Origin of the sequence: Algibacter sp. L4_22, from assembly GCF_023473045.1 — a bacterium.
GTDB lineage: Bacteria > Bacteroidota > Bacteroidia > Flavobacteriales > Flavobacteriaceae > Algibacter.
In genome coordinates this window covers 1-640 of the sequence record NZ_JAMCOK010000077.1, presented here as the reverse complement: position 1 = coordinate 640, position 640 = coordinate 1, and the positions used below count along the sequence as shown (strand labels likewise).

General features: G+C 54.7%; 1 protein-coding gene. It reads left to right on the top strand.

The window, feature by feature from the left end; all coding sequences use genetic code 11:
• Nucleotides 1–270: hypothetical protein (locus M4I23_RS19635; RefSeq protein WP_249755549.1), on the top strand; the 270-nt coding region annotated here is incomplete at its 5' end.
• Between the last annotated feature and the right edge of the window lie 370 nt (nt 271–640).

Here is a 640-nt window from a genome sequence, read left to right as displayed (position 1 = left end):
TCGGATGAAGATACTCATACCGAAGTTATCGCCGTCATATCCGGGGGTTTTGCTACCGGTGGACCGTCGACGAACTCCCGGAAGGCTTATGTTCGCAATCTGGATCAAGTCCTCACAACCACGGTAGAGAATGACCCCTTTCCTACCATGACTTTCACAAATGAAGACCGCAGGAATGTGGTCATCCCACATGATGATGCGTTGGTTGTTGAGATGAAGATCACTAACATGGGGGATTCCTGGGTTGGAAAGCTTATAGCCAATGGTTGAATTATCAAATCTGGTTCTGCAAGTTGCTTGAGGGTTGTCATGGTCCTTGCCCCAGTCATGCTCGGTCATGCATGGTCCCTGGCCCGTGATGCTCGGTCAGGCATGGCCCCTTGGCCCAGTCATGCTCGGTCAGGCATGGTCCCTTGGCCCGTCATGCTCGGTCAGGCCTGGTCCCTTGGCCCAGTCATGCTCGGTCAGGCATGACCCTCTAGGTCCCTTGGCCCAGTCATGCTCGATCAGGCATGACCCTCTAGGCCCAGTCATGCTCGGTCAGGCATGGCCCCTTCGCCCAGTCATGACCGCTGGTTCCTGGACCGTATCGCGACGCACATCCTGGATTACCAGGATGAGGGTAATATCGAATTAACGA